This window comes from Streptomyces varsoviensis (genome assembly GCF_000718635.1).
Lineage (GTDB): Bacteria > Actinomycetota > Actinomycetes > Streptomycetales > Streptomycetaceae > Streptomyces > Streptomyces varsoviensis.
In genome coordinates, this window is record NZ_JOBF01000003.1 from 759,242 (window position 1) to 785,264 (window position 26,023).

Genomic DNA, 26,023 nt, shown 5'->3' on the forward strand with positions numbered 1-26,023 from the left:
CCAGCGGCGGCGCCATCCACCGGCCAGGACGCGCTACTCCTCCGCCGTCAACTCCGCGACCCCCGCGGGCTTCGCGGCGTCCGAGGAACGGACCGTCACCTTGATGTACCGAACGTATCGATTGGTGTACCGAACGTACCGAACGGGGCCGCCCACGGCGCCACCCCGCCGCGGAGCGCTCCAGTGCCGCCCGTCCAGGGAGGTGCGGATCGCGTACGAGGCCGGCCGTACGGCCGTCCAGCGGGGCGTGACCGCCGTGAGGCGCACGGCGCGGCCGAGGTCGGCGGTGAGGGCGCCGGTCGCGCCGTTCGGGACCCAGGCCGTGGCGGGGCTGCCGTCGAGGGCGGCGGTCGCGTACTGCCCCGGCTGCTCCGAGGTCGCCGTCGCCGGCCGGCACCTGGCCGCGTTCCGGGTCGGCGCGAGGTCCGGCCGCCGGGTCTCCAGCACCGCCGGGGCCCCCGCCCGTACGGACCGCGTGCCGCGCGGGGTCTCGATCTCGAAGGGCGCGCCGTGGGTCAGCGTCACGGTGGTGCGGTGCGCGCCGAGCGCGATGTCGTACGTACGGCCCTGCCAGCGCTGCCCGCGCAGGGTGACGCCCCGGGCGAGCTGCGGCGGCAGCATCGGGTCGAGGTGCAGCCGGTCCTCGCGCGGGCGCTGCCCGGTCAGGCCGTGCGTGAAGACCTGGAGGAAGCCGCCCTTGCCCGTCATGAAGTCCTGGGCCGGGGAGCCGGACAGCGGGTCCGAGGCGCCCGCCTTCTCTCCGCGCGCCTCGGAGAACAGCTTGAAGGGGCCGCGGACGAACGGCTCGATGGAGCGCCTGAGATAGGTGTACGTCGAGCACCCGGGTTCGCCGATCGCGGCGGCGTCCACGGCGTGCGCCGAATCGGTCATGGCGGGGCCGTCGGGGTCGCTGCGCGCGGCGTAGTAGTCGAGGGTGGCGGCCGCGGTCCGCCGGGACATCGGCCACTCCAGCGGATACATCAGCAGCACGGTGTCCGCCTGCTTGATGACGGAACCCCGGTAGCCGTCGTACTGCTGGAATACGTGGTTCCGGGCGTCGTAGGGGATGCGCAGCTTGTCGGCGATGGCGTTCCAGCGCGCGGGCGCGGGCCGGCCGAGGAGGGCGGCGACGCGGGTGGCGGTGCGCAGGGTGGTGGCGGCGCCCGCGTTGGTGAAGACGCCGTCGTCGACGCCGTTGCTGTACTCGTCCGGCCCGGCGACGTTCTTGATGGAGTAGGTGCCGTCCGCGTTGCGGGTGGCGCGTCCGGCCCAGAACCGCGCGACGCCCTCGATGACGGGCCGGCCGCGTTCGCGCAGCCAGCGGATGTCCTTGGTGGCGAGGTAGTACTGCCAGGCGGCGAGCGCGATGTCGCTCTGCAGATGGTTCTGGGTGCGGCAGTGCGGCGGGTCCCAACTGTGGCACTCGGTCCACAGGGAGCCCCGGCTGCCGCTGGTCCAGGGGTAGAAGAGACCGGGGTAGCCGAGTTTCCGCGCGTTGGCGCGGGCCCCGGCGCGGGTGCGATAGCGGTAGTCGACGACGGGCCTGGCGAGTTCGGGGTGGGCGGCGAGCAGGGCGGGGTACATCCAGGTCTCGGCGTCCCAGAAGATCAGTCCGCCGTAGTTGTCGCTGGTCAGCCCGGCGGGGGCGATGCTGTCGGCCGATCCGGCCCGCGTACTGGCGAGCAGTCCGTACTGGGCGGAGCGCACCCACGACTGGAGCTCGGGCCTGCCCGCCACCTCGATGTCGGCGCGCCACAGTTCGCGCCAGGCGGCCTCGTGGCGGGCGAACAGGGCGTGCCAGCCACGGTCGGCGGCGCGCCGGGAGGCGTCGAGGGCGGCGCGTTCGGGGGTGCGGGAGGTGAGGGCGGTGTCGACGCCGACGTATTTGACGAACTCGTAGCCGCGCCCGTAACGCACCGGGAAGGTACGGTCCTGACGCACACTCAGCTTCCGTGCCGCACCGGCCTTGCGTTCACTTGTCGTACGCACCCCCACCCCCGCCCGCAAGGTGGAGGCAACGGCTCCGGCGGTGCGCGTGCCGTCCGTACGGAACGTCACGGCCATGGTCCGATGGCTTCCCGTGCGGTCGCCGCCGCCGGTCTGCGTGACGCGCCGCGCGCCGCGCCCGTCGATGAGGTCGGTGACGGTCGCCTCACCGCTCCAACGCGGGGTCATCCGCAGCCGGACGGCCCCCACATGCGGATCGCTCCGGTCGGCGACGACCTCGTACACCAGGTCCGTGACCCGCCCGTCGGTCGCGGTCCAGGTCAACGAGGTGGTGACCAGCCCGCGCCGCAGGTCGAGCTCCTGCCGGTAGTGGGAGATCCGGCGTACGGGCGTACTGGCCGTGAACGTCTCGCCCCGGCCCCCGCCGGTGCTGACGGTGAGCGGCGTCCAGGTCGGAATGGCGGCGATGACCTGCCGGTTCTCGGTGGTGGCCCGATTGTGCGCGTACAGCCCGGACACAAACGAACCGTCATACCGCGCACTGAACAACGGCCACCCAGTCTTCCCGCCGCCCCCCACGTAACCGACCCCATGGGGCGGCACCCGCTGCCCGAGGTAGCCATTACCGACGAACGCGTGGTAACTATCCCCCGCATCGATATGACTGTCCGTCAACTTCCAGGGGTCAGGGACATGTCGATCGATAGACGCGGCGCCGGCGGCGCGAACGGACGCGGCCCGGCCGGCCGCAGCGGCGGAACCCGCCGAAGGAAGCGCGGCCACGAGAACGCCCACGAGGAGGGGGCTGATCCATCGGGCGGCGCGCGAGGAGGTCGTCACCGCAGCGAACTTAAAGTTGTGCACGCTCCGGGTCAACGAAGCTCGCATTGATGTGAAGAAATGAATCACTATGGCGGAGGCACGCGGCTATCACGCGTCTGGAGTAATTCGGGCACGCGTGCCCCCGCCCACCTCACCACGGGCTCGCCCATCCAGATACTTCGCCCGAGCTATACCGAAATCCGCAGGCCGCTGGTCACTTCGGGTCAGTACGAAGCGATTCCCAGCCCCTCCTCGACGAATTTGTAGACGTCGGTGTAAGGGTCCCGCTTATGGCGCGGCACGTGGTCAGGGTGCTCGGCGTTCATCTTCACGGCGCGCCCCCTGGCGACCTCGTACTGCTTCTTGACCTGGTCCGGCAGTAGGGCCTTGATCCCGCCGGGCACCTTGTGCCAGGCGGCGGGCAGTCGCTGTTCCGCCACACGGCACACTCCGCCGAAGCTTCCGCTGGCCTCCTTCAGATGCAGGACACGCCAGATCTCGAAACACGGGTGTGAGAAGGCGACCGACAGGTTATAGCTCTCCGCGCGGGCCAGAGCCGTGTCCACCCCGGGGTGGTTGTCGTGGTCTTCCAGGGCCAGCAGCATCGTCCCGAGCAGCGCGAACCACGAACGGGTGCCGAAGGACTCCAACGCCCAGTCGAACGGCACCTCGCCGTCCTCCGCCCGGTGCGTCAACCGGACCGACGCCCCGCCGTCCGGCTGCTGGATCTCGGCCCCGGTGATTCCGAGATCGGCGACGCGCAGCAGCTCTCTGATCCGCTCCCCTCGCTTACCAGTGAGCTGCTGGGCGGTGAACGCCTCGCGCTGCTTCCGCTCTGTCTCCGGACCGATCTCCCAGAGGTTGCGGCGGAACCAGTGGAAGAGCGGGGACAACTGGGGATGGTTGTCCGTGCCGGCCGTCGAGAGCAGCAGAGCGTTGGGGCGGGTGCGCCGGGCCAGTTGGGCCCGGTCCTTGACCCTGCTGCCCGGCCAACGGTAGAGCTCGGTGCGGGAGGCATCCCGGTCCAGCCACTCCTGGCGCCTGCCGTGCGGATAGCTGTGCACCCACTCGGATTCCACCCGCTCCGGCCCCAGCTCGAAGCCATACGTCCAGCGCACCCCGTCGATGGCGACGTCCACCTCGAAGAACGACGGCTCGTCCGCGCTCTTCGGGTCGAGGGCGAACACCTCCCGCGGTGTGCCCTCGTAAGACGCCCACTTGGCATACGAGTTGAGCACCGCTTCGCGCATCCGGGCCATCGATGTCAGGACATTGGACTTGCCTGACGCGTTGGCACCGAAGATCCCGATGAGCGGGAACACCCGGAGGGGGCCGTCGGCCAGCATCACCTCACGCGTGCCCGACGCATCCTCCCCCGGTGGCACGACGAACGACAGCTCCTGCTCCTCACGCAGGGAGCGCACATTCGCGACCCGGAACCTCAGCAACATGCTGTCCACCTCACGCGGCACAGGGTAGTCGCAGGCTCCGACATCCGCTCCCTTACGAGACGATCAGGGCAGGTCAGGGCCTACGAGCGCGCCTCCGCGATCTGTCGGGACATGAGCGTCGTCAGCTCGTAGACCGTGTGGGACGCGGCCACGGAGGTGATCTCCGCGTGGTCGTAGGCGGGGGCGACCTCTACGAGGTCGGCTGAGACGAGGTGGCAGTCGGCCAGGCCGCGCAGGATCTCCAGGAGCTCGCGGGAGGTGAGGCCGCCGGCCTCCGGGGTGCCGGTGCCCGGGGCGTGGGCCGGGTCGAGGACGTCGATGTCGATGGAGATGTAGAGCGGGCGGTCGCCGATGCGCTGGCGGAGCTGGTCGGTGACCTCGTCGATGCCGCGCCGCATGACGTCCGCCGACGTCACGATGCCGAAGCCCATCTTCGCGTCGTCGTCGAGGTCCTTCTTGCCGTACAGCGGGCCGCGCGTGCCGACGTGGGAGAGGGCAGAGGTGTCGAGGATGCCCTCCTCCACGGCCCGCCGGAAGGGCGTGCCATGGGTGTACTCGGCGCCGAAGTAGGTGTCCCAGGTGTCGAGGTGCGCGTCGAAGTGCAAAAGGGCGACCGGACCATGTTTACGGGCCATCGAGCGCAGAAGGGGAAGCGCGATGGTGTGGTCGCCTCCCAGGGTCATCAGCCGGGCCCCGGTGTCCAGGAGGTCGTCGGCGGCGGCCTGGATCGACTCGACGGCCTCTTCGATATTGAAGGGGTTGGCGGCGATGTCCCCGGCGTCGGCGACCTGTGCGAGGGCGAAGGGCGAGGCGTCCTGGGCCGGGTTGTACGGGCGCAGCAGCCGCGACGCCTCACGGATCGCGTTGCCGCCGAACCGCGCGCCGGGCCGGTAGGAGACGCCGGTGTCGAAGGGCACGCCGACCACGGCGACATCGGCGGCGCCGACCTCGTCCAGCCGGGGCAGCCGGGCGAAGGTCGCGGGCCCCGCGTAGCGCGGTACGCGGGAGGAGTCGACGGGGCCGCGAGGGACACGGGGGGCGGGGCTGGTCATGCGAGGGCCTCTCGTACGGGAGCGGACGGGGTCGGACGGGGTCGGGTCGGGCGGGGCCGGGGCCGGGTGCCGGGTCGGTGCCGCCCGGGCGCGGCCCCCGCACGGCGGTGCGGCTGCCTGGGCCGTACCGAGCGTAGGCAGCGCCACGGATTCCGCACATGTACGTATCCGTGGGTCCGGCCGCGCCATATGGACATCACGTCCAGCTGAAACGAGTACGGGGGACAATGGGTCCCATGCCGATACCCAGCCGCAGCGAACTGATCGACCACCTCGTCCGTACGCGCATCGCGGGCGACGTCGCCACCCCTCGGGAGAACAACCTCGACCACTACCGCAAGCTCGCGAACGGCGACCGCCATTACTGGCTGGGGCTGGAGCTGGGCGACCGCTGGAGCGACGAGCAGGACGTGCTGGCCGTGATGGCGGAGCGGTGCGGCGTCAGCGACGACCTGGGCCACCGCGCCGGGCAGGACACCATCGACCCGGAGCTGACCGTCGCCGCCCTGGACCGCGCCGCCGTCGTGCTGGCCAAGGCCGCCGAGGACCGCAAGCGGGTGCTCTTCGCGACCGGCCACCCGGGCGGGCTGCTGGACGTGCACCGGGCGACCGCCGCCGCGCTGCGCGCCGCGGGCTGCGACATCGTGGTGATCCCGGAGGGGCTGCGGGCGGACGACGGCTTCGTGGTCCAGTTCGCGGACGTGGCGGTGCTGGAGCGCGGCGCGACGCTGTGGCACACGCACTCCCCCGAGCCCATGGCCGCCATCCTCGACGGCCTCGCCCGCGAGGGCCGGCCGCTGCCCGACCTCGTGGTCGCCGACCACGGCTGGGCGGGGCGCGCGGGCCAGCGCGGCATCGACGCGGTGGGCTACGCGGACTGCAACGACCCGGCGCTCTTCCTCGGCGAGGCGGAGGGCACGCTCCAGGTGACGGTGCCGCTCGACGACCACGTCACCAGCCCGCGGTTCTACGACCCGATGACGGCGTACCTGCTGCACGCGGCGGGCCTGTCCTGACCGGCCCCTCCGCACTGCGCGCCCGTACGCCCGCGCGCCTCTCCACACCGTACGCCCGTACGCCCGCGGCGCCCCTGTCAGCGGCCGGACGCGGCGCCTTCAGCCGTGGCCGCCGCACCGTCCGGCCGCTGGGCGGCTCACGAGCGCAGGAAGGCGAGGTTGAGCGCGGTGGCGTTGGCGACGGAGGAGTTGAGGTCGAACGGAATCCTGTCCCAGCCCTTCTCGGGCGAGTCGGTGGCCTTGATGACATCGATGTCGATGATCTCGTTGTCACCCTCTTCGGCCGCCGTGGTGTAGGCGAGGTAGTAGGGAACGGCGTGGCCACCGCCCACCCCCTGGGCGCCCTCGTTGAGGTTCAGGCCGGCCTGCTCGGCCCCGTACACGCGTGACGGTTCCGCCCAGGCCAGGTGGAGGACCAGATTCGTCAGCGCGGGCCCCTCTCCCCGCGCGTAGGCGAGGTACCTGCCCTTGCCCTTCTCATTCATGTTCAGGCGGCTGTGGACGAGGGTGTAGCCCGTAGGGATATCGCTGATGGATTCGAAGATCCAAAGTTCGGTGATTCCCTTTTGCGCGTTCGTGGCCATGTGCTCCTCCTTGATTCAGGAACGGGGCCGGACGGTGAGGTGGATGTCCTTGCCCACGTCGGCACGTGAGGACGAGGTGACGCTGACGGTGAAACTGCCCGGCGTGTCCCCGGCATAGAGCGTCGTCGCGGGTGCCACACCGTTGTCATCGGTGTGGGACGGGTACGTGGCCGCGCCGGTGACGAAGTCGGAGCCGGTGGAGCCCTTCACGGTGAAAGTGATGGGCAGCGCGCGCACCGCGTCGCCGTTCTCGGTGATGTGCACGTCGAGCTTGTGCGTGAACGCGCAGTCGGCCTCCGCCTCCTGATTGTCGGCGAGCGGGTCCACCAGTTCCACCGACACCGTTGGAGTCGGAGAAGGTGCCTGCACCGAGAAGTGGCGAGGGGTGGAGGCCGATGAGTTCCGACCGCTGCGGTGCGCGACGGCGGTGATGGTATGCGCACCCGGGGCCCAGTCGGCGCCCGGGGTGTAGGTCCAGGCCGTGCCGGTCACGTGCGCCTCGCCCGGCAGTGCGGTGCTCCCGTCGGCGAGGGTGACCTTCTCCACGCCGCGCTCGGCCGTGCCGGTGACCTGCTGCCGCACGTCGGTCACCGTCGCGCCCTCCGCCGGGGAGGAGATCGCCGGAGCGGCCGGCGCCGGCGGTATGGCCACGTCGAAGGTCACATAACTCGGTGCCGAATAGACGGGGCCGTAGCCGTCATCGAACTGGGCCGTGTATCCGGCGGTGGCGGAGACGGTGTGGGAACCTTCCGTCCAGTCCTTCGCCGGAGTGCACGCCCAACTGCCGTGTGAGACCGGATGGCTGCCCAGCGATTTACTTCCCTCCGCGACGCTGACCCACTGGGCCGGGGAATCGGCCGTGCCGGCGATCGACTGCCGCGGATCGGTCACCGTCGATTTCTCTTTCGGGGAATCGATCTCCGGGGGCGGGGGATGGGGCGGGGTGTGCAGCGCGTGCTCTTTCATGAGCGGATTCCCTTGTCCGACGCTCCTGCCAGGCGAATGCGACGGCTCGCGGCCGCATGACGCACGGCGAGGGCGATCCTCATCCCCGCGGCGGCCGCCCCGCGTATCGCCTCGATGAACTCGATGAACTCGATGAGCTCGGCGAACTCGATGAACGCGATGAACTCGGCGAACTCGGCGAACTCGACGAACTCGACGAATGAGCGAGGCTCGCGGGGCCGGCCGCTTCGCATCCCCCATGACGGCAAACCATAGTTGCGAGCGGCCCAAGTCGCGGCGGACTCAAGGGGTTTGGCCCGTTCAACTCCATCGCAGGCGTGTTTTGTGCGACACCCCGAATGCTCTACAGCCCCATCGACTTGGCGATGATGGAGCGCATGACCTCGCTGGTGCCGCCGTAGATGCGGCTGACGCGGGTGTCCGCGTACAGCCGGGCGATGGGGTACTCCATCATGTAGCCGTAGCCGCCGTGCAGTTGGAGGCACTTGTCGATGACGACGCCCGCGCGCTCGGTGGTGAAGAGCTTCGCCGAGGCGGCGTCCGCCGGGGTCAGTTCGCCCGCGTCGTGCGCCTCCAGGGCGCGGTCCACGACGGCCTGCATCGCGTCGACCTCGGCCTTGCAGTCGGCGAGGACGAACTTGGTGTTCTGGAAGGACGCGACGGACTTGCCGAAGACGGTGCGGTCCTGGACGTACTCCTGGGCGAAGGCGACGGCCGCCGCGGCCTGCGCGTACGCGCCGACCGCGATGCTCAGCCGCTCCTGGGGCAGGTTCTGGCCGAGGTAGCCGAACGCCTTGCCCTCCTCGCCGAGCAGGTCCTCGACCGGGACCTTGACGTCGGTGAAGGACAGTTCGGCGGTGTCGGAGGTCTTCAGGCCCAGCTTCTCCAGCTTGCGGCCGACGGCGTACCCCTCGGAGGCGGTGTCGACGACGAGGATCGAGATGCCGGCGCGCCGGTCCTCGGGGGCGGGCGGGGCGGTACGGGCGCAGACCAGCACCCGGTCGGCCAGCACGCCGCCGGTGATGAAGGTCTTCGCGCCGTTGAGGACGTAGTGCGTGCCGTCCTCGGAGAGCTTGGCGGTGGTCTTCATGCCGGCCAGGTCGGAGCCGGTGCCGGGCTCGGTCATGGCGATCGCGGTCATCATGTCGCCGGAGACGAAGGGCGGCAGCCAGCGCCGCTTCTGCTCCTCGGTGCCGTACTTGAGGAGGTACGGGAGGCAGAGCGCGGCGTGCACGCTGGAGCCGCCGAAGCTGACGCCCGCGCGGGCGCACTCCTCGGAGATGATCGCGGAGAACTTGAAGCTGGTCTCGCCCGCGCCGCCGTACTCCTCGGGGACCTCGATGCCGAAGACGCCCAGGTCGCCGAGTTTCTTGTACAGGTCGCGGGGGACGCAGCCGGCCTCCCGCCACTCGTCGTAGTACGGGACGACCTCGGCGGCGATGAAGTCGCGGATGGTCCGGCGGAACGCCTCGTGGTCCTCGTTGAACACCGTGCGACGCATTGCACGCCTCCCTGGATCGGCTGGTGGGGCCCGTAGCGCCGGCCAGGAGTGGCTAAGCGCTTGCTCAGAAAAAGCTACCGGCCGGTCGTTGAAACTGTCCAGAGGCCGGAGAGACACCGGAAGGCGCCGGAAAACGGACGGCGGCGGGGCCGGTCCGATCAGCGTGGGAGCACGGCGGCGGGGCCGGACCGGTCAGTACGGGACCACGGCGACGGCGCCGGTCCGCCCAGTACGGGGCCACGGCGGCGGGGCCGGTCGCCCAGCACGGGAGCACGTCAGTACGGCGTCACGGCCGCGAGCGCGCCGTGCGCCAGGCGGCGCAGCAGCGCGGCCATGGCTGCCCGGCCGGGCAGCGTCGCCCGGCGGCTGAGGTGCGGGGTGGAGTTGAGGAGACCGAAGACGGCGTGCACGGCGGTGCGCACCTGCGGCTCAAGGGCTTGCGGGTGCAGTTGGCGCACGGCGTCGACCCACAGCTCGACGTACTGCCGCTGGAGCTGGCGCACCAACTTGCGATCGCTGTCCCGCAGCCGGTCCAGCTCGCGGTCGTGGAGGATGATCAGGTCCCGGTCGTCGAGGGCGAACTCGATGTGTCCGTCGATGAGCCGGTCGAGCAGGGCCGCGGGGTCTCCCGCGGCCGCTTCCACGTGCTTGCGGCCCCCGGCGTAGAGCCGGCCGCTGATGCCGACGAGCAGCTCGGCGAGCATGGCGTCCTTGCCCGCGAAGTGGCGGTAGAGGCCGGGGCCGCTGATGCCGACGGCGGCCCCTATCTCGTCGACCCCGACGCCGTGGAAGCCGCGCTCGGCGAAGAGGCGGGCGGCCTCCTTCAGAATCTGGTCGCGGCGGGTGGGGGCGGCGGCGGACGTCGTCATGAAATCAATTGTAGACAGCGGCGTTAGTGGTCGTTAACCTGGACACGAGACGTTAACGACCACTAACAAAGATCATCTCCGAGCAAGGGAGCTCGCACGGATGACCGCATCCCCGCCGGGGGCCGACCCCGGCTCCCTGGCCGAGGCGCCGGTGCTGACCAGCTCCGCCGACCCGGCGTCCGACGCCTGGCGGGCCAACGAGGCCGCGCACCGCGAGCTCTCCGACCACCTCGCCCAGAAGCTGGCCGCGGCGCGGCTGGGCGGCGGCGAGCGGGCCCGCGCCCGGCACACCGCGCGCGGCAAGCTGCTGCCGCGCGAGCGGGTGGACGCGCTGCTCGACCCCGGCTCCCCCTTCTTGGAGCTGGCCCCGCTCGCCGCCGACGGGATGTACGGCGGCGCGGCCCCGGCCGCCGGGGTGATCTCCGGCATCGGCCGGGTGGCCGGCCGCGAGGTGGTGATCGTCGCCAATGACGCCACGGTCAAGGGCGGCACGTATTACCCCATGACCGTCAAGAAGCACCTGCGCGCCCAGGAGATCGCCCTGGAGAACCGGCTGCCGTGCCTGTATCTCGTGGACTCCGGGGGCGCGTTCCTGCCCATGCAGGACGAGGTCTTCCCGGACCGCGAGCACTTCGGGCGGATCTTCTACAACCAGGCGCGGATGTCCGGCGCCGGCATCCCGCAGATCGCGGCGGTCCTCGGCTCCTGCACGGCGGGCGGCGCGTACGTACCGGCCATGAGCGACGAGGCCGTCATCGTGCGCGGCCAGGGCACGATCTTCCTGGGCGGCCCCCCGCTGGTGAAGGCCGCCACGGGCGAGGTCGTCACCGCCGAGGAGCTGGGCGGCGGGGAGGTGCACTCCAAGGTCTCGGGCGTCACCGACCACCTCGCCGAGGACGACGCGCACGCCCTGCGGACCGTCCGGACCATCGTCTCCACCCTGCCCGCGCGCGGCCCGCTGCCGTGGACCGTCCGGCCCGTGGAGGAGCCCAAGGCCGACCCGGCGGGGCTGCGCGGCGCCGTCCCGGTCGACTCCCGCACGCCGTACGACGTGCGGGAGGTGATCGCCCGGGTGGTGGACGGCTCCCGGTTCGCGGAGTTCAAGGCGGAGTACGGACAGACGCTCGTCACGGGCTTCGCGCACATCCATGGCCACCCGGTCGGCATCGTCGCCAACAACGGCATCCTCTTCTCCGAATCCGCCCAGAAGGGCGCGCACTTCATCGAGCTGTGCGACCAGCGCGGCATCCCCCTGGTCTTCCTCCAGAACATCTCCGGCTTCATGGTCGGCCGCAGCTACGAGGCGGGCGGCATCGCCAAGCACGGCGCGAAGATGGTGACGGCCGTCGCCTGCACACGCGTCCCGAAACTGACGGTCGTGGTCGGCGGCTCGTACGGCGCGGGCAATTACTCCATGTGCGGCCGCGCGTACTCACCCCGCTTCCTGTGGATGTGGCCGAACGCGAAGATCTCCGTGATGGGCGGCGAGCAGGCCGCGTCCGTGCTCGCGACCGTCAAGCGCGACCAGCTCGAAGCGCGCGGCGAGGAGTGGAGCGCCGAGGACGAGGAGACCTTCAAGGCCCCGGTCCGCGAGCAGTACGAGACCCAGGGCAACGCCTATTACGCGACGGCGCGGCTGTGGGACGACGGGGTCATCGACCCGTTGGAGACCCGCCAGGTGCTGGGGCTCGCCCTCACCGCCTGCGCCAACGCGCCACTCCCCCAGCGGGACAGCGCCGCGCCGGGCTACGGCGTCTTCCGGATGTGATGGGGGGATGAGCATGTTCGACACCGTCCTGGTGGCCAATCGCGGCGAGATCGCGGTCCGCGTCATCCGCACGCTGCGCGCCCAAGGCGTACGCTCGGTCGCCGTCTTCAGCGACGCGGACGCGGACGCCCGGCATGTGCGGGAGGCCGACACCGCCGTGCGGATCGGCCCGACGGCCGCCGCCGAGAGCTATCTGTCCATCGAGCGGCTGCTGGCGGCCGCCGCCCGCTCCGGCGCCCAGGCCGTCCACCCCGGCTACGGCTTCCTCGCCGAGAACGCCGCCTTCGCCCGCGCCTGCGCGGACGCGGGGCTCGTCTTCATCGGCCCGCCCGCCGACGCCATCGAGCTGATGGGCGACAAGATCCGCGCCAAGGAGACCGTGCGGGCGGCCGGCGTGCCCGTCGTCCCCGGCTCCTCGGGCAGCGGCCTCGACGACGCCGAACTGGCCGCCGCCGCCCGCGAGATCGGCATGCCCGTGCTGCTCAAGCCCTCCGCGGGCGGCGGCGGCAAGGGCATGCGCCTGGTCCGCGAGGAATCGGCGCTCGCCGAGGAGATCGCCGCCGCCCGGCGCGTCGCGCGCGGCGCCTTCGGCGACGACACGCTCCTGGTGGAGCGGTGGGTCGAGCGGCCCCGCCACATCGAGATCCAGGTCCTCGCGGACGGCCATGGCAACGTGGTCCACCTCGGCGAGCGCGAGTGCTCCCTCCAGCGCCGCCACCAGAAGATCATCGAGGAGGCGCCGTCCCCGCTGCTCGACGCGGCGACCCGTGCCGCCATGGGCGAGGCAGCGGCCTCGGCGGCCCGCTCCTGCGGCTATACGGGCGCGGGCACCGTCGAGTTCATCGTGCCGGGCGACGACCCCGCCACGTACTTCTTCATGGAGATGAACACCCGCCTCCAGGTCGAGCACCCCGTCACGGAGCTGATCACCGGACTCGACCTGGTGGAGTGGCAGTTGCGGGTCGCCGCCGGCGAGCGGCTGCCCTTCGGACAGCGGGACATCTCCCTCACCGGGCACGCGGTGGAGGCCCGTATCTGCGCGGAGACCGCCCGTGCCGACGACGACCAGGTGAGTTTCCTGCCCTCGGCCGGTACGGTCCGCGCGCTGTCCGAACCCCGCCGGGACGACGTGCGCGTGGACTCCGGGCTCTCCCCCGGCACCGAGGTCGGCACGGCGTACGACCCGATGCTCGCCAAGGTCATCGCGTACGGCCCCGACCGCCCCACGGCCCTGCGCCGGCTGCGCGCCGCCCTGGCCGATACGACGATCCTCGGCGTCGACACGAACACCGGCTTCCTGCGCCGGCTCCTGGCCCACCCCGAGGTGGCCGCGGGCACGATGGACACCGGCCTCGTCGACCGCGACGCGCACACCCTGGTGCCACGCGTCGTCCCCGTCGAGGTGTACGTGACGGCGGCACTGCTGCGTCAGGCGGCACTGCGGCCGGCGGAGGCCCCGTACGGAGCCGGGGGCGACGCCCCGCACCGGCACTCCGGCTGGACGGACCCGTTCTCCGTGCCGAACGGCTGGCGGCTCGGCGGCGAGGCCGCGTGGACCGTGCACCACCTCCGCGTTCCGGGCCACGCCCCGGTGGCGGTCCGGGTCCGGGGCCTCACGGACGCGGCGGAGGCCCTGATCGACGCGCCCGGAGGGGAGGGCGCTGTCGGAGCCGGGGCCTCCGAGGTCGAAGCCGTCGAGACCGGAGCCGGGGCCGTCGTCGCCGCGAGGCTGACCGCCCGGGACGGCGAGTCCGCTGGGCGGGGCGGGGCGGGGGCGCAGGGGGCCGGAGGCCGTCGCGTGACGGTGGAGTTCGCCGGCGTCACCCATGCCTTCACCCACGCGCCCAGCCCGGAGGGCGTCTGGCTGGGGCGGGACGGGGACGCCTGGCACGTACAGGACCACGACCCCGTCGAGGCCCGCGGCGCCGCGGCGGGCGCGCACGCCGGGGCGCTCACCGCGCCGATGCCGGGCACGGTGACGGTCGTCAAGGCCGCCGTGGGCGACGAAGTGGCCGCAGGGCAGAGCCTGTTGGTGGTGGAGGCGATGAAGATGGAGCACGTGATCGCCGCCCCGCACGACGGGACCGTCACGGAGCTGGAGGTGACGGCGGGCAGCACGGTCGCCATGGACCAGGTGCTCGCCGTCGTGACACCGCGGGAGGAATCATGACCGAACAGCCGCCCACCGGGCTGCCGATGACCGTGCCGGCCGACGGCCTGCCCGCCCGCGTCCGCATCCACGAGGTGGGCCCCAGGGACGGGCTCCAGAACGAGCGGGCGGTGGTGCCCGTCGAGGTGAAGGCGGACTTCATCCGCAGGCTCGCCGCGGCGGGGCTGACGACGATCGAGGCGACGAGCTTCGTGCACCCCAAGTGGGTTCCCCAACTCGCCGACGCCGAGCGGCTGATGGAGCTGCTGAGGGACCCGATCACGGAGGGCCCCGGGGCCCTCACCAACCCGGCGGCCCCGCTCGCCCCGGACGTCCGGCTCCCGGTCCTCGTGCCGAACGAGCGCGGCCTGGACCGCGCCCTGGCGCTCGGCGTGCGGGAGGTCGCGGTCTTCGGGAGCGCGACGGAGTCCTTCGCCAAGGCGAACCTCAACCGCACGGTGGACGAGTCGCTGGCCATGTTCGCGCCCGTCGTGGCCAAGGCCAAGGCGGAGGGCCTGCGGGTCCGCGGCTACCTCTCCATGTGTTTCGGCGACCCTTGGGAGGGCCCGGTCCCCGTCGACCAGGTGGTGCGCGTCAGCCGCGCCCTCCTCGGCCTCGGCTGCGACGAGCTGAGCCTCGGCGACACGATCGGCGTGGCCACGCCCGGCCATGTCACCGCGCTGCTGGCCGCCCTCGCCGGGGCCGGGGTGGGGGCGGACCGGCTGGCCGTGCACTTCCACGACACGTACGGCCAGGCCCTCGCCAATACCTACGCCGCGCTGCGGCACGGCATCGCCGTCGTCGACGCCTCCGCGGGCGGCCTCGGCGGCTGCCCGTACGCGAAGAGCGCGACGGGCAACCTCGCCACCGAAGACCTCGTGTGGATGCTCGACGGCCTCGGCATCGAAACCGGAGTCGATCTCGGCCTGCTCACCGCCACCAGCGTGTGGATGGCCGCCCACCTGGGACGCCCCAGCCCGTCCCGCACCGTCCGCGCCCTCTCCCACAAGGAGCAGTGAAAACGATGTCGATCGATCACCGGCTCAGCTCCGAACACGAAGAACTCCGCCGCACGGTGGAGGCGTTCGCCCATGATGTCGTCGCGCCGAAGATCGGCGACTTCTACGAGCGGCACGAGTTCCCGTACGAGATCGTCCGCGAGATGGGGCGCATGGGGCTGTTCGGGCTGCCGTTCCCCGAGGAGTACGGCGGCATGGGCGGCGACTACCTCGCCCTCGGCATCGCCCTCGAAGAGCTGGCCCGCGTCGACTCCTCCGTGGCGATCACCCTGGAGGCGGGCGTCTCCCTGGGCGCGATGCCGATCCACCGCTTCGGCACGGAGGAGCAGAAGCGGGAGTGGCTGCCCCGGCTGTGCTCGGGCGAGATGCTGGGCGCGTTCGGCCTGACGGAGCCGGAGTGCGGCTCCGACGCGAGCGGCACCCGCACCACCGCCCGGCTCGACGATGCCGCGGACGAATGGGTGATCAACGGCACCAAGTGCTTCATCACCAACTCCGGCACGGACATCACCGGCCTGGTCACGGTCACCGCTGTCACGGGCCGCAAGGAGGACGGCCGGCCGCGGATCTCCACGATCATCGTGCCGTCCGGCACCCCCGGCTTCACGGTCGCGCCCGCGTACTCCAAGGTCGGGTGGAACGCGTCGGACACCCGTGAGCTGTCCTTCTCCGACGTCCGCGTCCCGGCGGCCAACCTGCTGGGCGAGGAGGGGCGGGGGTACGCGCAGTTCCTGCGCATCCTCGACGAGGGCCGGATCGCGATCTCGGCGCTGGCCACGGGGCTGGCCCAGGGCTGTGTGGACGAGTCGGTGAAGTACGCCGGCACGCGGCAGGCGTTCGGGAAGCCGATCGGGGCGAACCAGGCCATCCAGTTCAAGATCGCGGACATGGACATGCGGGCCCACACCGCCCGTATCGCCTGGCGCGACGCCGCCTCCCGGCTGCTGCACGGCGAGCCGTTCAAGAAGGAGGCGGCGCTCGCGAAGCTCTACTCCTCGGAGATCGCCGTGACGAACGCGCGCGAGGCCACGCAGATCCACGGCGGGTACGGCTTCATGAACGAGTACCCGGTGGCCCGCATGTGGCGCGACTCCAAGATCCTGGAGATCGGCGAGGGCACCAGCGAGGTCCAGCGCATGCTGATCGCGAGGGAGTTGGGCCTGGCGGCCGGCTGACGCGGCGCGCCGGGCGGGCGCCACACCAGCCCGCCCACCCGGCCTCAGCCCCCGTCACCCGCGTCCGATTCCGTGCCTCGGCACCCGGCGTCCGGAGGGCGGGTCAGCACCCGGCTCCGGCGCCCGAAGGGCGGGAAGCCACCGCTCAGGGCCTCACCCCGCCGACGGCCAGTCCACCTGAGGGGAGCGGTAGTACTCATAGCCCAGCGCGTCCCAGCGCTCCGCCTGCGCGGCCAGTCGCACGCGGTAGGTGTCCCAGTCGTGCGTGCTCGCCGGTGACCAGCCGAGTTCCGCGATGCCCGGCAGCCGGGGGAAGGCCATGAAGTCGAGTTGCTGGGTGGTGGCGAGGGTCTCGGTCCACAGCGCCGCCTCGACGCCGAGGACCGACGATTCCGGCACGCCCGCGAGGTAGGCGCCCGGGTCCCAGTCGTAGGCCCGTTTCACCTCGACGAGCCCGGCCCAGTGCAGGCCCAGCGGGGTGTCCTTGGTGTACTTCATGTCGAGGAAGGACCGGTCGGCGGGCGACAGGATCACGCCGGTGCCTTTCTTCGCGGCCTCGGCCACCTGGGCCCGCTCGGCGGGAGGCGTCTTGTCGTAGCCCCAGTACTGGGCGACCGCGCCCTTGACCGGGTGCGCGCCGGTGAGCTGGTGCCAGCCGATCACGGTCTTCCCGTACTTGGCGACGATCGGCTGCGCCTTGTCCATGATCGTCACGTAGTCCTCGTGGTTCGTGGAGTACGCCTCGTCGCCGCCGATGTGCAGATACGGGCCGGGCGTCATGGCCGCGAGCTCGCGGAAGACGTCGTCCAGGAAGTCGTACGTGATCTGCTTGCCCGCGCACAGCGTGCTGAAGCCGACCTCGGTGCCGGTGTAGAGCGGGGGCGCGACGCCGTCGCAGTTGAGCCGCGCGTACGAGGCGAGCGCCGCGTTGGTGTGGCTGGGCAGGTCGATCTCGGGAATGACGGTCAGATAGCGGCTCCGCGCGTAGCGGATGATCTCCTGGTAGTCGGCCTTGGTGTAGTAGCCGCCCGGTCCGCCGCCGACCTGGGTGCTGCCGCCGTACGTGGCCAGCCGGGGCCAGGAGTCGATGGCGATGCGCCACCCCTGGTCCTCGGAGAGGTGCAGATGCAACTTGTTGATCTTGTAGAGCGCCAGTTGGTCGATGTAGCGCTTGACCTGGTCGACAGGGAAGAAGTGGCGGCCGACGTCGAGCATCCCGCCGCGGTAGCCGTAGCGCGGCACATCGACGATGGTGCCCCCGGCGATCCGCCACGGCCCGTCCTGACGGGCGCGCTTCTCGATGTCTGCGGGCAGGAGCTGCCGGAGGGTCTGCACACCGTGGAAGAGGCCGGCCGCCGTGCGGGCGGTGATGGTCACGGAGCGGTGGGTGACCGAGAGCCGGTACCCCTCCGCGCCGAGCCCGCGCGCCCCCGCGCCCTCACCGCTCCCGGCGGCCTCACCGCTCGCGTCTCCCCCACCGCTCACACCGCTCCCGCCAGGCGCTCCGGCCTCATCGCCCCCGTCTTCGGTGAGCACCAGCCGGATGCCGTCGTCGCCGCCGCGCGTCGTGACGGGCAGCGGATACCCGGTGGCGGGCCGCAGCAGCTCCGCGAGGTAGTCGCCCACCCGCTGGGCCTCGCGCGAGCCGGCGGGCACGCGCACGCGGGTCCCCGGGTCGAGCGCGTACGGGCGTCCATGAGCCCGTACGGACGCGGGAGCGGGGATGACGCGGTCGAGCGGGATCGCCGTGGGCGTACGGCCGGGGGGCTCGGCGGGCGTCGTACGGCCCGGGGGCTCGGCGGCGGACCCGCTGCCGGCCGCCATGGCGGTGGCGGTGACGAGCAGCAGCAGGGAGCAGAGCAGCCGGGACAAGGGGCCGGCGGGGCGTGCGGGGCGGGGTTGGTGCCGGGCGCTGCGTCTCACAGGGAATCCCTTCGCGGGCTGTGTACGGGAAGTGGCGCGCACGAACGTCCACTTGGGTATCAACTGCCCCCCGAGCGGTCAAGACGGTGCCCGCGTCGGTCGCTTTCGCCTGAAAGAATTCATTCCATGGCGGAGATCATGCAGAAAGACGGCGTGTGGACGTTCGACGGCGAGACGGTGCGCATCGTGCCGGGCCGTGAGCGCGGGGTGCACCTCATGCGCCAGACGCTGGGCGAGGTGGCGGTGCCGCTCGCCGCGGTGGCGGGGGTCGCCTTCGAAGCCGGGCGCAAGGGCGGGCGGCTGCGGTTGCGGCTGCGTGAGGGCGCCGACCCGTTGCTTCAGGTCACCCGGGGGCAGCTCCCGGACGCGGCCGATCCGTACCAGCTCTCGGTGGAGTCGGACCGCGCCGGCGTGGCGGAGTACTTCGTCGCCGAGGTGCGCAACGCGCTCCTGCTGGAGGGGATCGGCGCCGGTCCGTGCGACCGCTATCTGCTGCCGGGCCCCGCCGTGCCCTTGTCGGTGGGGGCCGGTGACGGCGTCGCCGCCTTCGACGGCGAGAACGTGCGCCTGGAGTGGAACTGGAAGACGGAGGATGCCAAGAAGTCCGCGGGGACGCGTGTGTTCTCCGTGTCGGATGTGATGTCGGTGGCGTGGCAGCCGTCCGCGGGGCTGGAGAACGGTTACCTCCGCTTCGTCCTGGCGAACGCGTCGACCCAGGCGCCGCCGAAGTACGACCCGTACGCCGTCGAGCTGTACGGCTTCAAGAAGGACCCCCTGATGGCGTTGATCGCGGCGGCCGTGACGGCCCGTATGCCGCATCCCTCCGGCGCCGACCAGACGCCCGTCGCACTGGCCAAGCCCACCGGGGGCGCGCCCGCGGGCGAGATCGGCGGGGGCGGTGGCGCGGGCGGAGGTGCCATGGGCGGCGGCGGACAGCCGGGCGGCGGTGCGGGTGCCCGTGCTGGTGCCGCTGCCGATGCCGGTGCCGGGAATGATCACGACACGCTGCTGCGCAGACTCCGTGAGCTGGGGGAACTGCATCGGGAGGGGATACTGACGGCCGAGGAGTTCGCGGCGGCGAAGCAGGCTGTGCTGAAGCGCTTCTGAAGCTCGCCTCTTGCACTTCACCAAGAATCCTGCCCGATATCGGGCAGGATTCTTGCGATTGGCGTCGCGAATCATCAGTATCAACGGGTGCTCGAACGCCGTACGTCCCATGACGATCTAGTCGACCACCTGGTGCGCAGCACCCCGCTGCAGCGCGGCGAGGCCGCCCGGGTGGTGCTGGACGTACTCGCGTACTTCGACGAGACGGCCGAGGAATTCGTTCGCCGCCGCCACCGGGAACTGCAGTCCGGCGGGCTGACCAACCCGGACATCTTCGAGCGGATCGCGGCCGAGCTGCCGCACCGCGCGGTGGCGCCGCCCGAACTCTCGCTGCGGCAGCTCCGCCGCATCGTCTACGGCTGAGCCGCCCGCCGGGCCCCGACCGCACCGTCGCGCGGCCCGGCCGGCAGCGGCTCGGCACTCACGACCACCGACCCTGGGAGGGCCAGAACACTATGTGCGGGATCGTCGGATACATCGGCAAGCGCGACGTCGCACCGCTGCTGCTGGAGGGCTTGCAGCGGCTGGAGTACCGGGGCTACGACTCGGCGGGCATCGCCCTGCACACCAGCGGCAAGGCCGGCGGCCTGAAGTCCGCCAAGGCCAAGGGGCGGGTCCGCGACCTGGAGGCGCGGCTGCCCAAGCGGTTCGCGGGCACCACCGGCATCGCGCACACCCGCTGGGCCACCCACGGCGCGCCCAACGACGTCAACGCGCACCCGCACCTGGACGCCGAGGAGCAGGTCGCGGTCGTCCACAACGGCATCATCGACAACGCCGCCGACCTGCGCGCCAAGCTGACCGCCGAGGGCGTCGCGTTCCTCTCCGACACCGACACCGAGGTGCTCGCCCACCTCATCGGCCGCTCCCAGGCCCCCACCCTGGAGGAGAAGGTCCGCGAGGCGCTGCGGCTGGTCGAGGGCACGTACGGCATCGCCGTGCTGCACGCGGACTTCCCGGACCGCATCGTCGTCGCCCGCAACGGCTCCCCCGTCGTGCTGGGCATCGGCGAGAAGGAGATGTTCGTCTCCTCGGATGTCGCCGCGCTGGTCAGCCACACGCGCCAGGTCGTCACCCTCGACGACGGCGAGATGGCCACCCTGAAGGCCGACGACTACCGCACGTACACCACCGAGGGCTCGACCACCTCGGCCCAGCCGACCACCGTGGAGTGGGAGGCCGAGTCGTACGACATGGGCGGCCACGACACGTACATGCACAAGGAGATCACCGAGCAGGTCGACTCCGTGGACCGCGTGCTGCGCGGCCGTATCGACGACCGCTTCTCCACCGTGCACCTCGGCGGCCTCAACCTCGACGCCCGCGAGGCGCGCGCGGTGCGCCGGGTGAAGATCCTCGGCTGCGGCACCTCCTACCACGCGGGGCTGATCGGCGCCCAGATGATCGAGGAGCTGGCGCGCATCCCCGCGGACGCGGAGCCCGCCTCCGAGTTCCGCTACCGCAACCCGGTCGTCGACCCGCACACCCTCTACATCGCGGTGTCGCAGTCCGGCGAGACGTACGACGCGCTCGCGGCCGTGCAGGAGCTCAAGCGCAAGGGCGCCCGGGTGCTCGGCGTCGTCAACGTCGTCGGCTCGGCGATCGCCCGCGAGACCGACGGCGGCGTGTACGTGCACGCGGGCCCCGAGGTCTGCGTCGTCTCCACCAAGTGCTTCACCAACACCGTGGTCGCCTTCGCGCTGCTCGCGCTGCACCTCGGCCGCATCCGCGACCTCTCCGTCGCCGACGGCAAGCGGATCATCGCGGGCCTGCGCAAGCTGCCCGAGCAGATCGCCGAGATCCTCCGCGACGAGGAGCACATCGCGAAGCTCGCGGCCGAGTACGCGAACGCCAAGTCGATGATGTTCATCGGCCGGGTACGGGGCTACCCCGCCGCCCTTGAGGCGTCGCTGAAGCTCAAGGAGATCAGCTACATCCACGCCGAGGCGTACCCGGCCTCCGAGCTGAAGCACGGCCCGCTGGCGCTCATCGAGCCCGCGATGCCGACGGTCGCGATCGTCCCGGACGACGACCTGCTGGAGAAGAACCGGGCGGCGCTGGAGGAGATCAAGGCCCGCAGCGGCAGAATCCTCGCGGTCGCGCACCGGGAGCAGGAGAAGGCCGACCACACGATCGTGGTGCCGAAGAACGAGGACGAGCTGGACCCGATCCTGATGGGCATCCCGCTGCAACTCCTCGCCTACCACACGGCGTTGGCGCTGGGCCGGGACATCGACAAGCCGCGCAACCTCGCGAAGTCCGTCACGGTCGAGTAGCCGCTGTCCAGCGTGGGGCGGCGGGCGAGAGCCGCTGCCCAGCGGGGGCGGCACGGGCGAGAGCCGCTGCCTGTCATGGGACGGCGCGAGCGAGCGTCGTTGCCGACCCCTATCGGCGCGGACACGAACCGCCTCTACGGGGCGGGGACGAGAGCGGGCCGGCCACGGGGGTGCCGGTCGGGGGCTACCCCTCCGCGCGTGCCACCACGCGCGCGGAGGGGCCGCCTCCCCTGCGCCGATGCCGCCCTCGCACCGGCGACTGCCGCCCCGGGAACCGTCACCTCCCGGTCGGCGGCACGCTGTGTTCGGGGTCTACCCCCTGGCCGAGCGCAATCCACCCCTACGCATGGGTAGATTTATCGACTGTTTGAGGCGGACCGAAGTCAACTCGACCGATAACCGCCGTCGTTTCTTGTGGCCGGGTCGTGTACAAGGTAGTGGGGCCCGCCGTCGCACGCGGGCGCACGCCGAGGCGGCTCGCCCGCCCTGCGCGCCGCCCCTATGCGACGTGAGCAGGCCGTCGGGGGTCGGACGCGGGCCGTACGAGCAGGTGACGGCCCACCATTCCGTACGGGACCACCTTTCCGTACAGGGGCGCCGTTTCGTACGGGGCCGCCGTTCCGTACGGCGCGCGAGCCCGCAGCGGAGACGGCGATCCGGAGCCGACCGCGGAAGTGGTGGACTGGGCAATCACCCGCATGAAGACGCCGGTCCGTAGGAAGACGCCCGCCTGTATGAAGACGCCCGTACGAGTCACCAAGTACGGGCCAGGGGCGGGGCAGAGGCGCGGGCGAGGCGGGGCCGGGGCAGGCCCGGAGCGGGTCAGGGGATGACGACCACGGGGCGCTGGGCCCGCCGCGCGAGGCGGCCGGCGACCGAGCCGAAGATGCGGCCGACCAGGCCGTGCGTGGAGCCGACGACGATGGCGTCCGCCGAGTACTCGCGGCCGACTTCCTCCAGCTCGTGGCAGATGTCGCCGCCGCGCTCGACAAGGATCCAGGGCACCTCGGAGAGGTAGTCCGCGCAGGCGAGTTCGAGGCCGAGCACCTCGGTCCGGTGGTCGGGCACGTCGACGAAGACGGGGGGCTCGCAGCCCGCCCAGACGGTCGTCGGCAGCCGGTTCGCCACATGCACGATGATCAGGCCGGAGCCCGAGCGGACCGCCATGCCGATTGCGTACGCAAGCGCTCGCTCACTCGACATCGATCCGTCGAAGCCGACGACGACGCCGTGCCGAAACGCCGGATCGCAGGAGTGACGTGTTTCTTCCGCCGCTTCGGGGGCCGCCTGATCGGCAACCCTCTTGCGGTCCGCGGGTTCGGGGAATTCGTGACCGGCCATCGATGTCTCGGCGAAGGAAATCCTCTTGCGGAGGGATCAGCGGTGGGGTTCGGCGGTGGGCTGGTTGGAGTTGTCGTCGGACAGCGAACCACGGGCGGATCATGGTGCACGAAATCCGTCCGGGATTCATCTTTCCAAGTCCTTACCCACCAGGGTACGGCGACACTCGCCTCCTGCCCAGAGGCCGCCCCATGGGACGAACCGCCCGGAGGCGGGTTCCGAGGAGCATGCACGAGGGCGGCTCGTAGCGCAATGCCTTGGGGGTCGCCCTGACGCGCGCGGCGCAGTGACCCGGCGGCCGGGACCGCGTTGTAGTAGCGCCGACCGCCGCCAGTAGGGAGCTCTCCAGTGCCGGGAATCCTGCAGTACGCGCACCGCGACGAGCCCTCCGGGCGCCCGGGCGAGGGCCCCGGCGGCTCCCCCCGCCGGAGGGCGTCCGACGCGGTGGGCGACGTCGTGCGCTGGGCGGTCTTCAGCTGTGCGCTGGTCCCCGTCGTACTGCTGGCGTGCGGCCGGTCGTTCGGCGGCGCGGCCGGCACGGCGGTCGGGCTCGCGGCCATCACCTGCGCCTGCCGGGGCCTGCTGCGCCGGGCCGAGCGGAACGCCGCCCGGTCGGCCGCCGAGCGCGTCGCCCCGCACCGCGGCCGCCATGGGCGTACGGGCGTGGGAGCGCACAGGGGCGGACGGCTCAGCGAGAGTGGTGCGCCGGCCGACTGACGCACCGCCAGCTATGCGCCCGTTCCTTTTCAGCCAACTTCAGGCCGAAGCCCATCCCTTGGCGAACGGGGCCCCCAACAGCCGCTCGACCAGCAATGAAAGGACCGAGGAGAGCGGTTGCGGCCCTCTGGGATTGGGCATGGGCGAGAGGCGTACTTTTCAGCGGGGCCTGCAAGTGCAACGCTTCGTGATCGAACGCTTTACGCCAAGTTGCCATGTCGACATAGAGCCGGGTGGTGAACTGGTCACCGCGACCACATGCGACACAGTAGATTCGATCTTGGCCATGACCGGCGGGGGAACCGTTCAGGACCGAGGGGAAACGTGCAGGACCGAGAGGACTCGACCGCCGAGGGGGGCTTAGCGCCATGAGCCAGGACTCCACGACCGTACCGGAGACCACGCGCAAGCTCTCCGGACGCCGCCGCCGGGAGATCGTCGCTGTACTGCTCTTCAGCGGCGGCCCCATTTTCGAGAGCTCCATCCCGCTCTCCGTGTTCGGAATCGACCGCCAGGACGCGGGGGTTCCGCGCTACCGCCTGCTCGTCTGCGCGGGCGAAGATGTGCCATTGCGAACGACCGGCGGACTGGAGCTGACAGCACCGTACGGCCTGGAGGCGCTCTCCAGGGCGGGCACCGTCGTCGTGCCCGCCTGGCGCTCCATCACCGGGCCACCACCGACCGCGGCGCTCGACGCGCTGCGGCGCGCGCATGAGGAGGGCGCCCGGATCGTAGGGCTGTGCACGGGCGCTTTCGTACTGGCCGCGGCCGGCCTGCTCGACGGCCGGCCCGCGACCACCCACTGGATGTACGCGCCGACGCTCGCGAAGCGCTATCCATCCGTGCACGTCGACCCGCGCGAGCTGTTCGTCGACGACGGCGACGTGCTCACGTCGGCGGGCACGGCCGCGGGCATCGACCTGTGCCTGCATATCGTCCGCAACGACCACGGCGCCGACGCCGCGGGGGCCCTGGCCCGCCGGCTCGTCGTGCCGCCGCGGCGCACCGGCGGTCAGGAGCGCTATCTCGATCGGTCTTTACCAGAGGAGATCGGCGCGGACCCGCTGGCCGAGGTCGTCGCGTGGGCGCTGGAGCACCTTCACGAGCAGTTCGACGTGGAGACGCTCGCCGCCCGCGCGTACATGAGCCGTCGCACCTTCGACCGGCGTTTCCGTAGCCTCACTGGGAGCGCTCCACTCCAGTGGCTGATCACCCAGCGGGTGCTCCAGGCGCAGCGGCTCCTGGAGACCTCGGACTACTCCGTGGACGAGGTGGCCGGGCGCTGCGGATTCCGCTCACCCGTGGCACTGCGCGGCCATTTCCGCAGGCAGCTAGGGTCTTCCCCGGCCGCCTACCGGGCCGCGTACCGGGCCCGCAGGCCGCAGGGCGGGCTGGCCGACCGGCCGGAGCGCGCGGATCGTACGGACCGTACGGATCGGGGGGACCGATCGGACCGTCCGGACCGCGGTGATCGCGGCGACCGTGGAGAGCGCGGCGATCGTGGGGAGCGCGGGGAACTGGTGGAGCAGCGGGCCGGGGAGGCCGCGTCCCTGCCGATGCGGCGGGCCGCCGTCGCCACCGCGCACGCCATCTCGGGGACGGCCACCGCGGCGCCCCCGGGCCCGGACCGCCCGGAACCGGGGAAGCCGGAGTCCGACCTCTACACCCCACGCCTGCCCGGCCAGCGGGAACGCCCCGTAGGGTGAGACGCATGAACGATCGCATGGTGTGGATCGACTGCGAGATGACCGGGCTCTCGCTGTCGGATGACGCGCTCATCGAGGTGGCCGCGCTGGTCACCGACTCCGAGCTGAACGTACTCGGCGACGGCGTGGACATCGTGATCCGCCCGCCGGCCGAGGCCCTGGTCACCATGCCCGAGGTGGTCCGGAGGATGCACACGTCCTCCGGGCTCCTCGCGGAGCTGGACGCCGGGACCACGCTGGAGGACGCGCAGCAGCAGGTCCTGGCGTACATCCGCAAGCACGTCCCGGACGCGGGCAAGGCCCCGCTGTGCGGCAACTCCGTCGGCACGGACCGCGGCTTCCTGGCGCGCGACATGCCGGAGCTGGAGAGCTACCTGCACTACCGCATCGTCGACGTGTCGTCCGTGAAGGAGCTGGCCCGCCGCTGGTACCCCCGCGCGTACTTCAACAGCCCGGACAAGAACGGCAACCACCGGGCCCTCGCCGACATCCGCGAATCCATCGCCGAACTCCGCTACTACCGCGAGGCGATCTTCGTCCCGCAGCCCGGCCCGGACTCCGACACCGCGAAGGCCATCGCGGCCAAGCACGTCCTGCCCGCCGAGCCCCAGTAACCCCGCTCGCTCCCGGCCCA

At 71.7% G+C, this 26,023-nt stretch carries 21 protein-coding genes; 12 read left to right on the plus strand and 9 right to left on the minus strand.

Annotated features, from left to right (window positions below; translation table 11 throughout):
- Positions 1–33: 33 nt before the first annotated feature.
- The 3 genes from IF55_RS07740 to speB form a co-directional block, all read right to left on the minus strand.
- Positions 34–2,835, minus strand: coding sequence for a discoidin domain-containing protein (locus tag IF55_RS07740; protein ID WP_048831658.1), 2,802 nt, complete (start codon positions 2,833–2,835; stop codon positions 34–36).
- Positions 2,836–2,993: 158 nt separating this feature from the next.
- Positions 2,994–4,220 (minus strand): AAA family ATPase, encoded by a 1,227-nt coding sequence (locus IF55_RS07745; protein WP_078643913.1) that lies wholly within the window; start codon positions 4,218–4,220, stop codon positions 2,994–2,996.
- Positions 4,221–4,300: 80 nt separating this feature from the next.
- The gene (gene speB / locus IF55_RS07750) at positions 4,301–5,272 is read right to left on the minus strand and encodes an agmatinase (RefSeq protein WP_030875475.1); all 972 of its coding nucleotides are present in this window, start codon (positions 5,270–5,272) and stop codon (positions 4,301–4,303) included.
- A 236-nt stretch (positions 5,273–5,508) separates the two neighbouring features.
- Here speB and IF55_RS07755 point away from each other — a divergent pair, with 236 nt between their 5' ends.
- Positions 5,509–6,288, plus strand: coding sequence for a phosphatase (locus tag IF55_RS07755; RefSeq protein ID WP_030875474.1), 780 nt, complete (start codon positions 5,509–5,511; stop codon positions 6,286–6,288).
- Between the two features lie 137 nt (positions 6,289–6,425).
- Here IF55_RS07755 and IF55_RS07760 read toward each other — a convergent pair whose 3' ends face one another.
- Together IF55_RS07760 and IF55_RS07765 are read right to left on the minus strand one after the other, a co-directional pair.
- The gene (locus tag IF55_RS07760) at positions 6,426–6,872 is read right to left on the minus strand and encodes a hypothetical protein (RefSeq protein ID WP_030875470.1); all 447 of its coding nucleotides are present in this window, start codon (positions 6,870–6,872) and stop codon (positions 6,426–6,428) included.
- Positions 6,873–6,887: 15 nt separating this feature from the next.
- Positions 6,888–7,838: a hypothetical protein gene (locus IF55_RS07765; RefSeq protein ID WP_030875467.1), complete on the minus strand. Its 951-nt coding sequence runs from the start codon at positions 7,836–7,838 to the stop codon at positions 6,888–6,890.
- Positions 7,839–7,894: 56 nt separating this feature from the next.
- Here IF55_RS07765 and IF55_RS39255 point away from each other — a divergent pair, with 56 nt between their 5' ends.
- Positions 7,895–8,041, plus strand: coding sequence for a hypothetical protein (locus IF55_RS39255; protein WP_157854252.1), 147 nt, complete (start codon positions 7,895–7,897; stop codon positions 8,039–8,041).
- 140 nt (positions 8,042–8,181) lie between these two features.
- Here IF55_RS39255 and IF55_RS07775 read toward each other — a convergent pair whose 3' ends face one another.
- Together IF55_RS07775 and IF55_RS07780 are read right to left on the minus strand one after the other, a co-directional pair.
- Positions 8,182–9,339, minus strand: coding sequence for an acyl-CoA dehydrogenase family protein (locus IF55_RS07775; protein ID WP_030875459.1), 1,158 nt, complete (start codon positions 9,337–9,339; stop codon positions 8,182–8,184).
- 275 nt (positions 9,340–9,614) lie between these two features.
- The gene (locus IF55_RS07780) at positions 9,615–10,208 is read right to left on the minus strand and encodes an SACE_7040 family transcriptional regulator (protein WP_030875457.1); all 594 of its coding nucleotides are present in this window, start codon (positions 10,206–10,208) and stop codon (positions 9,615–9,617) included.
- Between the two features lie 100 nt (positions 10,209–10,308).
- Between IF55_RS07780 and IF55_RS07785 the strand changes: the two genes are divergently transcribed.
- The 4 genes from IF55_RS07785 to IF55_RS07800 are packed head-to-tail and all read left to right on the plus strand — an operon-like array spanning position 10,309 to position 16,319.
- Complete coding sequence (locus IF55_RS07785; RefSeq protein ID WP_211269952.1) at positions 10,309–11,976, plus strand: carboxyl transferase domain-containing protein; 1,668 nt, start codon at positions 10,309–10,311, stop codon at positions 11,974–11,976.
- Positions 11,977–11,989: 13 nt separating this feature from the next.
- Positions 11,990–14,146, plus strand: coding sequence for an acetyl/propionyl/methylcrotonyl-CoA carboxylase subunit alpha (locus tag IF55_RS07790; RefSeq protein ID WP_030875451.1), 2,157 nt, complete (start codon positions 11,990–11,992; stop codon positions 14,144–14,146).
- On the plus strand, positions 14,143–15,144 hold the full coding sequence (locus IF55_RS07795; RefSeq protein WP_030875450.1) for a hydroxymethylglutaryl-CoA lyase: 1,002 nt from the start codon (positions 14,143–14,145) through the stop codon (positions 15,142–15,144). The genes IF55_RS07790 and IF55_RS07795 overlap by 4 nt, the downstream gene beginning before the upstream one ends.
- A gap of 5 nt (positions 15,145–15,149) precedes the next feature.
- Positions 15,150–16,319 carry an acyl-CoA dehydrogenase family protein gene (locus IF55_RS07800; RefSeq protein ID WP_030875448.1) on the plus strand — a complete coding sequence of 390 codons (1,170 nt, stop codon included), beginning with the start codon at positions 15,150–15,152 and terminating at the stop codon, positions 16,317–16,319.
- A gap of 153 nt (positions 16,320–16,472) precedes the next feature.
- Here the strand turns inward: IF55_RS07800 and IF55_RS07805 are convergent, their stop codons facing one another.
- Complete coding sequence (locus IF55_RS07805; protein WP_048831762.1) at positions 16,473–18,143, minus strand: beta-N-acetylhexosaminidase; 1,671 nt, start codon at positions 18,141–18,143, stop codon at positions 16,473–16,475.
- Positions 18,144–18,368: 225 nt separating this feature from the next.
- Between IF55_RS07805 and IF55_RS07810 the strand changes: the two genes are divergently transcribed.
- From IF55_RS07810 to glmS, 3 genes are all read left to right on the plus strand, one after another.
- The gene (locus tag IF55_RS07810; protein WP_030875441.1) at positions 18,369–19,349 is read left to right on the plus strand and encodes a DUF4429 domain-containing protein; all 981 of its coding nucleotides are present in this window, start codon (positions 18,369–18,371) and stop codon (positions 19,347–19,349) included.
- A gap of 87 nt (positions 19,350–19,436) precedes the next feature.
- Entirely contained in the window at positions 19,437–19,712 is a 276-nt protein-coding gene (locus IF55_RS07815) for a hypothetical protein (RefSeq protein ID WP_030875438.1), read from the plus strand.
- 92 nt (positions 19,713–19,804) lie between these two features.
- Entirely contained in the window at positions 19,805–21,625 is a 1,821-nt protein-coding gene (gene glmS / locus IF55_RS07820) for a glutamine--fructose-6-phosphate transaminase (isomerizing) (RefSeq protein WP_030875435.1), read from the plus strand.
- Between the two features lie 822 nt (positions 21,626–22,447).
- Here the strand turns inward: glmS and IF55_RS07825 are convergent.
- Positions 22,448–22,966, minus strand: a complete 519-nt coding sequence (locus IF55_RS07825) for a universal stress protein (RefSeq protein ID WP_030875432.1) — start codon at positions 22,964–22,966, stop codon at positions 22,448–22,450.
- A gap of 348 nt (positions 22,967–23,314) precedes the next feature.
- Here IF55_RS07825 and IF55_RS07830 point away from each other — a divergent pair, with 348 nt between their 5' ends.
- The 3 genes from IF55_RS07830 to orn all read left to right on the plus strand — a co-directional run bounded on the left by IF55_RS07830 (position 23,315) and on the right by orn (position 26,003).
- The gene (locus IF55_RS07830) at positions 23,315–23,683 is read left to right on the plus strand and encodes a hypothetical protein (protein WP_398242631.1); all 369 of its coding nucleotides are present in this window, start codon (positions 23,315–23,317) and stop codon (positions 23,681–23,683) included.
- 368 nt (positions 23,684–24,051) lie between these two features.
- Positions 24,052–25,389, plus strand: coding sequence for a helix-turn-helix domain-containing protein (locus IF55_RS07835; protein WP_030875428.1), 1,338 nt, complete (start codon positions 24,052–24,054; stop codon positions 25,387–25,389).
- Between the two features lie 5 nt (positions 25,390–25,394).
- Positions 25,395–26,003, plus strand: coding sequence for an oligoribonuclease (orn, locus tag IF55_RS07840; protein ID WP_030875425.1), 609 nt, complete (start codon positions 25,395–25,397; stop codon positions 26,001–26,003).
- Positions 26,004–26,023: the final 20 nt, after the last annotated feature.

Coding starts and splice junctions, on each gene's coding strand:
- IF55_RS07740 (WP_048831658.1), bottom strand. CDS start 2,835: ATGCGAGCTTCGTTGACCCGGAGCGTGCACAACTTTAAGTTCGCTGCG.
- IF55_RS07745 (WP_078643913.1), bottom strand. CDS start 4,220: ATGTTGCTGAGGTTCCGGGTCGCGAATGTGCGCTCCCTGCGTGAGGAG.
- speB (WP_030875475.1), bottom strand. CDS start 5,272: ATGACCAGCCCCGCCCCCCGTGTCCCTCGCGGCCCCGTCGACTCCTCC.
- IF55_RS07755 (WP_030875474.1), top strand. CDS start 5,509: ATGCCGATACCCAGCCGCAGCGAACTGATCGACCACCTCGTCCGTACG.
- IF55_RS07760 (WP_030875470.1), bottom strand. CDS start 6,872: ATGGCCACGAACGCGCAAAAGGGAATCACCGAACTTTGGATCTTCGAA.
- IF55_RS07765 (WP_030875467.1), bottom strand. CDS start 7,838: ATGAAAGAGCACGCGCTGCACACCCCGCCCCATCCCCCGCCCCCGGAG.
- IF55_RS39255 (WP_157854252.1), top strand. CDS start 7,895: ATGACGCACGGCGAGGGCGATCCTCATCCCCGCGGCGGCCGCCCCGCG.
- IF55_RS07775 (WP_030875459.1), bottom strand. CDS start 9,339: ATGCGTCGCACGGTGTTCAACGAGGACCACGAGGCGTTCCGCCGGACC.
- IF55_RS07780 (WP_030875457.1), bottom strand. CDS start 10,208: ATGACGACGTCCGCCGCCGCCCCCACCCGCCGCGACCAGATTCTGAAG.
- IF55_RS07785 (WP_211269952.1), top strand. CDS start 10,309: ATGACCGCATCCCCGCCGGGGGCCGACCCCGGCTCCCTGGCCGAGGCG.
- IF55_RS07790 (WP_030875451.1), top strand. CDS start 11,990: ATGTTCGACACCGTCCTGGTGGCCAATCGCGGCGAGATCGCGGTCCGC.
- IF55_RS07795 (WP_030875450.1), top strand. CDS start 14,143: ATGACCGAACAGCCGCCCACCGGGCTGCCGATGACCGTGCCGGCCGAC.
- IF55_RS07800 (WP_030875448.1), top strand. CDS start 15,150: ATGTCGATCGATCACCGGCTCAGCTCCGAACACGAAGAACTCCGCCGC.
- IF55_RS07805 (WP_048831762.1), bottom strand. CDS start 18,143: ATGGCGGCCGGCAGCGGGTCCGCCGCCGAGCCCCCGGGCCGTACGACG.
- IF55_RS07810 (WP_030875441.1), top strand. CDS start 18,369: ATGGCGGAGATCATGCAGAAAGACGGCGTGTGGACGTTCGACGGCGAG.
- glmS (WP_030875435.1), top strand. CDS start 19,805: ATGTGCGGGATCGTCGGATACATCGGCAAGCGCGACGTCGCACCGCTG.
- IF55_RS07825 (WP_030875432.1), bottom strand. CDS start 22,966: ATGGCCGGTCACGAATTCCCCGAACCCGCGGACCGCAAGAGGGTTGCC.
- IF55_RS07835 (WP_030875428.1), top strand. CDS start 24,052: ATGAGCCAGGACTCCACGACCGTACCGGAGACCACGCGCAAGCTCTCC.
- orn (WP_030875425.1), top strand. CDS start 25,395: ATGAACGATCGCATGGTGTGGATCGACTGCGAGATGACCGGGCTCTCG.